Annotated in this window: 6 protein-coding genes; 2 read left to right on the forward strand and 4 right to left on the reverse strand. The window is 70.7% G+C overall.

Translation table 11 applies throughout. The annotated features are described in order from the left end of the window. The 4 genes from CCN51_RS47220 to CCN51_RS47235 form a co-directional block, all read right to left on the reverse strand. Positions 1 to 820: carbohydrate ABC transporter permease (locus tag CCN51_RS47220; protein ID WP_086860993.1), on the reverse strand; the 820-nt coding region annotated here is incomplete at its 3' end. Positions 821 to 834: 14 nt separating this feature from the next. Then, positions 835 to 2,127, reverse strand: coding sequence for an ABC transporter substrate-binding protein (locus CCN51_RS47225; RefSeq protein WP_014179119.1), 1,293 nt, complete (start codon positions 2,125 to 2,127; stop codon positions 835 to 837). A gap of 293 nt (positions 2,128 to 2,420) precedes the next feature. Continuing rightward, positions 2,421 to 2,639, reverse strand: coding sequence for a hypothetical protein (locus CCN51_RS47230; protein ID WP_014179120.1), 219 nt, complete (start codon positions 2,637 to 2,639; stop codon positions 2,421 to 2,423). Between the two features lie 86 nt (positions 2,640 to 2,725). Continuing rightward, positions 2,726 to 4,123 carry an MFS transporter gene (locus CCN51_RS47235; RefSeq protein WP_014179121.1) on the reverse strand — a complete coding sequence of 466 codons (1,398 nt, stop codon included), beginning with the start codon at positions 4,121 to 4,123 and terminating at the stop codon, positions 2,726 to 2,728. Between the two features lie 102 nt (positions 4,124 to 4,225). Between CCN51_RS47235 and CCN51_RS47240 the strand changes: the two genes are divergently transcribed. Next, the gene (locus tag CCN51_RS47240) at positions 4,226 to 5,332 is read left to right on the forward strand and encodes a LysR family transcriptional regulator (protein WP_014179122.1); all 1,107 of its coding nucleotides are present in this window, start codon (positions 4,226 to 4,228) and stop codon (positions 5,330 to 5,332) included. 114 nt (positions 5,333 to 5,446) lie between these two features. Next, positions 5,447 to 6,841 carry a nitrate/nitrite transporter gene (locus CCN51_RS47245; protein WP_014179123.1) on the forward strand — a complete coding sequence of 465 codons (1,395 nt, stop codon included), beginning with the start codon at positions 5,447 to 5,449 and terminating at the stop codon, positions 6,839 to 6,841. The last annotated feature ends 242 nt before the right edge of the window (positions 6,842 to 7,083 follow it).

A 7,083-nucleotide genomic window follows, 5' to 3' on the forward strand; every position in this document is an offset into this window, starting at 1 on the left:
CGCCCGGCCCGCCCTTGGTCAGTACGTAGACGGCGCCGAAGACCTTGAGCGCGGCGATGGTGCACCACAGCAGCACGACGTAGATCTCCGGGCGGATCTGCGGCAGCGTCACATGCCACAGCCGCCGCCACCAGGAGGCCCCGTCCAGCTCTGCGGCCTCGTGCAGGGCCGGGTCGGCCCGCTGCATTCCGGCCATGAAGACCACCAGCGGAAAGCCGAGCTGGACCCACACCATCACGCCCATCACGCTGTAGAGCGCGAGGTCGGGGTCGCCCAGCCAGTCGTGCCGGAGGGAGCCGAGGCCGGCCGCGTCCAGCAGCTCGTTCAGGGCGCCGTTGTCGGGGGCGAGGATCCAGCTCCATACGATGCCGGCCACCGCGATCGGCAGCACCTGCGGCAGATAGAAGCAGGCGCGCAGCACGGTCGCGACACGGGTGCCGATGTGCTTGGCGATGTAGTCGAAGAGCGCGGCGGCCAGGATCAGGCCGAGGGCGGTGGGGATCACCGCCATCGCCAGGACCATCGCGAGGCTGTGCCGGAAGGACTCCCAGAAGGCGGAGTCGTCGAGCAGCGTGCGGTAGTTGTCGAGCCCGGCCCAGGAAGGGGTGCCGACGCCCTGCCAGTGGGTGAAGCTCAGCCCCGTGTTCATCAGGAACGGGACGACGATGACGATGAGGAAGGCGAGGGCGCCGGGGATCAGGAAGAGCGCGTACGGGTACTCGCGGGGCGGCCGTCCCGCGCCTTTCGTGGTTGTGCCGGGGTTTGTGGTTCCGGCGGGATTTGTGGTTCCGGCTGTTCTCGCGCCGTCAGCGGATTTCACGCTTTCGGCGGGTTTCATGTCTTCGGTGCGCCAGAGTCGTACGCCTTCTTCAGCGCGTCCAGATAGTCGTCGGGATCCGTGCTGTCGGTGATCAGCTTCTGCGTCTCGGAGACGAGGGTGTCGTAGAAGCCGGCGACCGGCCAGTCCGGGTAGAAGGCGAGCCCGTCGTCCTTGGCGAGCTTGTCGAAGTTCTCGATCAGGCTCTTGGACTGCGGGTCGGTGATCGCCGAGGAATCGGCGGCCACGGGCACGCCGCCCTTGTTGCCGAGGACGTTCTGGATGCCCTTCTTCATTGTGATGTCGATGAACTCGTAGGCGAGCTTCTTGTTCTTGGCGCCCTTGGGGACCACCCACAGATTGCCGCCGGAGCCGAGCGTCAGCTTGGAGCCGGGCCACAGGAAGGTGCCCCACTGGTCCTTCATCTCCGACTTGAAGCGGCCGAACCACCAGCTGCCGGAGAAGAACATCGGGTATTTGCCCGAGATGAACGCCGTCCCCGCGTCCTCGGCCTTGGCGCCGCTGGAACTCTTGGCGATATAGCCCTTCTTCACCCAGTCGGCGAAGGTCTCGGCGCCGTACGTCCAGGCCGCGTCATGGAAGTCGGGCTTGCCCTTGTAGAGCTCGTACGAGTCCACCCAGGATCGGTCGGCCTTGCTTAGCGCCAGCTGGTAGACGTACTGGTGGGCGGGGTATTCGGCGCCCGCGTTCGCCAGCGGGGTGACGCCCTTGGAGGTGAAGGTGTCCAGGGCTGCGGTGAATTCCTCGAAGGTGGACGGGACCTTCACCTTGTACTTGTCGAAGAGGTCCTTGTTGTAGAAGACCATCGTGTACTCGGCGTAATTGGGCACCCCGTACCACTTGCCGGAGCCCATCACGCCCTGCGCGTCGTACCGGCTGGTGGTCTGCACCCCGGCGCTCAGCGGCTTGTCCCAGCCGCGCTTGGTGACCTCGGGCGTAAGGTCGGTGAGCAGGCCCTGCTTGGCGGCCAGACCGGCCGTGGCGTTGCCCTTGTTGTACTCCAGGACGTCCGGGGCGTCGTTGGAGTTGAGCACCATCGAGGCCGTCTTCTGGATCTGTTCGAAGCCCTTCTCCTCGAACTTCACCGTGACGCCCGGGTGGCTCTTCTTGAACTCCTCGATCGCCTGCTTCCAGGCCGCGCCCATCGCGCCGTTCGGGGCCTCGTAGTGCCAGAGCTTGAGCGTCTTGCCGTCGCCGTCCCCGCTGTCCGAGCCGCACCCGGTGAGCGCTGCGGCTCCCACCAGGGCGGCGGCCAGGAGGGCTGCCGTCCGTTTCCGTGCCTTCAACATCCGCTGCCTCCGGGAGGGTGGGAGGGGTCACGCACGATCGTCGAAGCGCTTCGATGGAGGAAGGTAGGGGGGTGCTACGGGTACGTCAATGGCGTTGACAAAATGACTAGGTGTATCTGGCTGTCGCCGACAGCATGGGCTGCATGGGCGGTGATGGCCGACCGTACGCGCGACGAGGCTCACGCTGTGGCTGCGCGGGCCTCATTCAGTACGGCCAGCGATGCGCAGGGCTTCCGGGGTGCGCTCCGGCCGGAGGATGAGGGCATCGATGGGTGGTTCGAGGCGGCGCGGGCTCATGTCGTACCTCCGGGCGGGGCGGCGGCGATCCCGGCCTCGGCGGACGCTTCGGCCAGGACGCGGGCGATGGTCCGTTGCGCCGCGCGGAACTCCTCTTCGGTGGCGTGTGGGTCGCCGGTGACCCGTTCGGCCTCGCGCATCGCGTGCGCCCGGTCAGGGTGGCGCTCGACCGCATCCCGCAAGGTGTCCGTATCCCGCAAGGTGTCCCTGCTCACGTGCGTCCTTCTGGGCCGGTCGGAAGCTGCCCGAACCGTACCGGCGACGGACCACCCTCGCGCAACGCGAACACACGCGCGAGTCATCAGCTCGCCACCAAGGACCGCCGCAGCCGCCCCGAACCGGTCGCCGCCGCCAGCAGGGCCAGTGCCGCGGCCGTGGCGGGGGCCGTGTAGCCCGCCGTCGGGCCCAGGTGGTCGACCGTCCAGCCGGCTGCCGCCGCGCCCGCCGAGATGCCGATGAGGAGGCCGGTGTACGCGGTGGTCATGCCCTCGTTGAGGCGGGCGGACGGGGTCAGCCGGTGGATGAGGGTCATGCCGCTGATCATCGTCGGGGCGGTCGCCATGCCCGCGACGAACAGCAGCGGTGCCAGCGTCGCCGGCCCGGTCGCCGTCAGCAGGGGGAGGATGGCCACGGCCATGGCCGCCACCCCCGCCAGGAAGCGCGTCACCGCCGAACCGCGCACCGGCAGTGCGCCGAAGACCAGGCCCGCCGCGCAGGACCCGGCCGCCTGCAGCGCGAGGACCGCGCTGCTCGCCGAGCCCTGGCCGTACGACTCCACGGCCGCGACCGTCGCGACCTCCATCGAGCCGAACACCGCGCCGGTCGCCAGGAAGGTGATGACCACGATCCGCAGGCCCGGCGAGCGCAGCGGCGATCCGCCCGCAGTGTCCGTACGCGGCTGCGGCGGGGGTTCGGTGCGGCGCTGCGCCGCGAACAGCAGGGTGCCGACGACCAGCAGCACCGCCGCCGTCGCCAGCCCCGCCTCCGGGAACACCGTCGTGCACAGCACCATCGCGAGCGCCGGACCGGCCATGAAGCAGACCTCGTCGACGACCTGCTCGAAGGAGTTGGCGGTGTGCCGTGCGGCCGCGTCGTCGCGGTGGACGGCCGCCCAGCGGGCGCGCGTCATCGAGCCGAGGCTGGGTACGCCCGAGGAGCCCGCCGCGCAGACGAACAGCGCCCACGCGGGCGCCCCGTAGTGGATGCACAGCAGCGTCGCCGTGGCCCCCAGCGCGAACACGGCGACCGCCGGAACCGCGACCCGCGCCTGCCCGTGGCGGTCCACGAGCCGGCCCAGCAGCGGGCCGGTCATGGCCGTCACCGCGAGGCCGGTGGCCGAGACCGCGCCCGCCAGGGCGTACGAGTCCCGGACGGTGGCGATCATGACCACCATGCTGACCCCCAGCATCGCCCCCGCCACCCGCCCCGCGAGCGCGGCGAGCGTGAACGCGAGCGCCCCGGGCGCGGCGAACAGCCGACGGTACGGCGCGAGGAGCGGGCGGCAGGGCGGGCGGGGGCTGCGCTTGTGCTCGCGGGTTGTTCGCGCTGCGGGCGTGGGTACAGGCGCGTCGTTCGCGGCGCGGGGCGCGGGGGCGCCGCCGTCGGCGCGCGGCGCGCCGTCGCCCGCGCGGGGCGCCGACCCCTCGTGCGTACGGCGGACAGTCGGGACCACGGGCCGGGAGGCGAGGAAGAGGATCACCGTTCTACGGTCGCGGGCGGGCCCGCGGCCGGTCCAACACCTGATGCGCGGCCATTCACGCACCTGTGTTGTAAATCCCGTGCATGCTGTTGACTGCCCCGTATGCCCCAGGACATCGAGCCGCGCCTGCTGCGCGCCTTCGTCGCCGTCGCCGACGAGCTGCACTTCACCCGCGCCGCCGCGCGGCTGTACGTCGCCCAGCAGGCGCTCAGCCGTGACATCCGGCGGCTGGAGCGCGAGCTGGGCGTGGAGTTGTTCGTACGGACGACCCGGCAGGTGGCGCTGACCGCCGAGGCGGAGCGGCTGTTGCCGTACGCGCGGCGGGTGTTGGTGGCGCAGGAGGAGCTGGTTGCCGCGTTCGGGGGTGGCGGAGCAGGGACAAAAAGGCCGTTGGTCGTGGATATCAGTGCGCCGATGTCCACCGGGAACGAGGTGCTGACCGAGGCGCGCGGGCGGATAGCGCCCGAGGTGGAGCTCGTGGCGCACTTCCACAGCGGGCTGACCGGGGCCGCCGCCGAACTGCTCGCGGGGCGGCTGGACGTGTCGTTCGGCCGGGTCGGCGGGCTCGATCCGGCCGTGCTGGCGCGCCTGGACCACCAACTGGTCCGCTACGAGCGGATGGCCGTGGTGCTGCGCGAGGACCACCCGCTCGCCCGGCTCCCCGAGGTCCCGCTGGACGCGCTCGCGGGGGAGACGCTGTACGCGGCGGCGGGCAACGCCGCCACCGCCGAGTGGACGGATCTGGCCGCGCAGCTGTTCGCGGGGCGCGGCATCGTCATGGCCGAGCCGTTTCCGCAGATCGAGGGCGCCGAGGAGTTCACCCGGGTGGTAGCCAAGCGGCGCTGGTCGGTGCTGGCGAGCACGGTGTTCATCTCGATGCCCGGCACCGTGCTGCGGCCGCTGACCGGCCCCGTGCCGCTGTCGCCCGTCTCCATGGTCTGGCGGCGCGGGCTGCGCCACCCGGGTCTGGACGCCCTGCGGGCAGCCGCGGCGGCGCTCGGGGCGGCCGGGGGCTGGCTCGACGCCCCGCCCGGCAGCTGGCTGCCGAGTCCGGAAGCGGTGGAGGCGGCGGAAGCAGCGGAGGCGGCGGAGGCGGCGGAGGCCGTCAAGTCAGCGGGCGTGACCAAAGTTACACACGGGGCGGACGCGGCCGGGATCGCCGAGTCGGCCCAGGTGGAAACCCTCACCGCGCCCCTTGCTCCCGGGTGAGAGCAAGGTTTCGTCGGTGTCACGTGCCGCCACAGCCCGGAAATCCATCATTTCTACGGTCGTCGGACAGCGAAACTGCGCACCAGGGCTACACCCGACAACTGTGGAGGCGTGATGACCGCTCCGACCACCACCCCCGCACGCAGGGGGGGCCGCTGGATAGAACAGTGGGACCCGGAAGACGAGACCTTCTGGAACGAGAAGGGCGAGAAGATCGCCACCCGCAACCTCGTGTTCTCCATCCTCTCCGAGCACATCGGCTTCTCCATCTGGAGCCTGTGGTCGGTGATGGTCCTGTTCATGGGGCCGGAGTACGGGGTGGACCCGGCCGGGAAGTTCTTCCTGGTCGCGATGCCCACCCTGGTCGGCGGGATCCTGCGCGTCCCCTACACCTTCGCCGTCGCCCGCTTCGGCGGCCGTAACTGGACGATCGTCAGCGCGCTGCTGCTGCTGGTGCCGACCGTCGTCGCTGCTGTGGTGATGAAGCCCGGCACCTCGTACACCACCTTCATGGTCGTCGCGGCGCTCACCGGCGTCGGCGGCGGAAACTTCGCCTCCTCCATGACGAATATCAACTCCTTCTACCCGCTGCGGAAGAAGGGCTGGGCGCTCGGCCTCAACGCGGGCGGCGGCAATATCGGCGTACCGGTCATCCAGCTGATCGGCCTGCTGGTCATCGGCACGGCCGGCGCGGCCCATCCGCGTGTGGTGCTCGGCGTCTACATCCCGCTGATCGTGGTCGCCGCGCTGCTCGCGGCGCTGTTCATGGACAACCTGGCGCCGGTACGGAACGACACGGGCGCGGTGAAGGAGGCGGCCAGGGACGCGCACACCTGGATCATGTCGTTGCTGTACATCGGCACCTTCGGGTCGTTCATCGGCTACAGCTTCGCCTTCGGGCTCGTCCTGCAGAACCAGTTCGACCGCACCCCGCTGCAGGCCGCCTCGTTCACCTTCATCGGCCCGCTGCTCGGCTCCCTCATCCGCCCCGTCGGCGGCCGTCTCGCCGACAGCTACGGCGGCGCGCGGATCACGCTGTGGAACTTCGCCGCCATGTCCGTCGCGGCCGTGGTGGTCGTCTACGCCTCCGCGCAGAAGTCCCTGACCGTCTTCCTCGTCGGCTTCATCGCCCTGTTCGTCTTCAGCGGGCTCGGCAACGGCTCGACGTTCAAGATGATCCCCGGCATCTTCCAGGCCAAGGCGGCCGCGCGGGGTCTTACGGGCGAGGAGGCCGCGACGTACGGGCGGCGGCTGTCGGGCGCCTCGATGGGGCTGATCGGCGCGGTGGGCGCGCTGGGCGGGCTCGGCATCAACCTGGCCTTCCGCCAGTCCTTCCTGAACGCGCACACCGGGACCCCGGCGTTCGTGTCCTTCCTGGCCTTCTACGCCCTGTGCGCCGCCGTAACCTGGGCCGTATACCTCCGCGGCGCCCGGCCGGCCGGCCGCATCGCCGCGACGGGGGCGGCTGAGCCGCAGGGCGCGCGGCAGGCCGCGTACGCGGACATCTGAGCCGAGCCGCCGAGGCGGAAACGGCCCTGGACGGGGCCGGTCGGCCGGGGAGCGTACGGCCCACAGGGCGCGCGCTCCCCGGCCGTACGCTCCGTTACACCCGGGAAACCTCCGCGAACCGTGACCGTCACCGGGGGGCCACAGGATGGCCGTCCAGATGAGGTCGCGGAGGGCGCCCATACAACAGCGGATCGGGACGAGAACCATGCACCGAGACCACAACGCCACCCCCGACGCCACCC

Source organism: Streptomyces milbemycinicus, assembly GCF_002154605.1.
GTDB classification, from domain to species: domain Bacteria; phylum Actinomycetota; class Actinomycetes; order Streptomycetales; family Streptomycetaceae; genus Streptomyces; species Streptomyces milbemycinicus.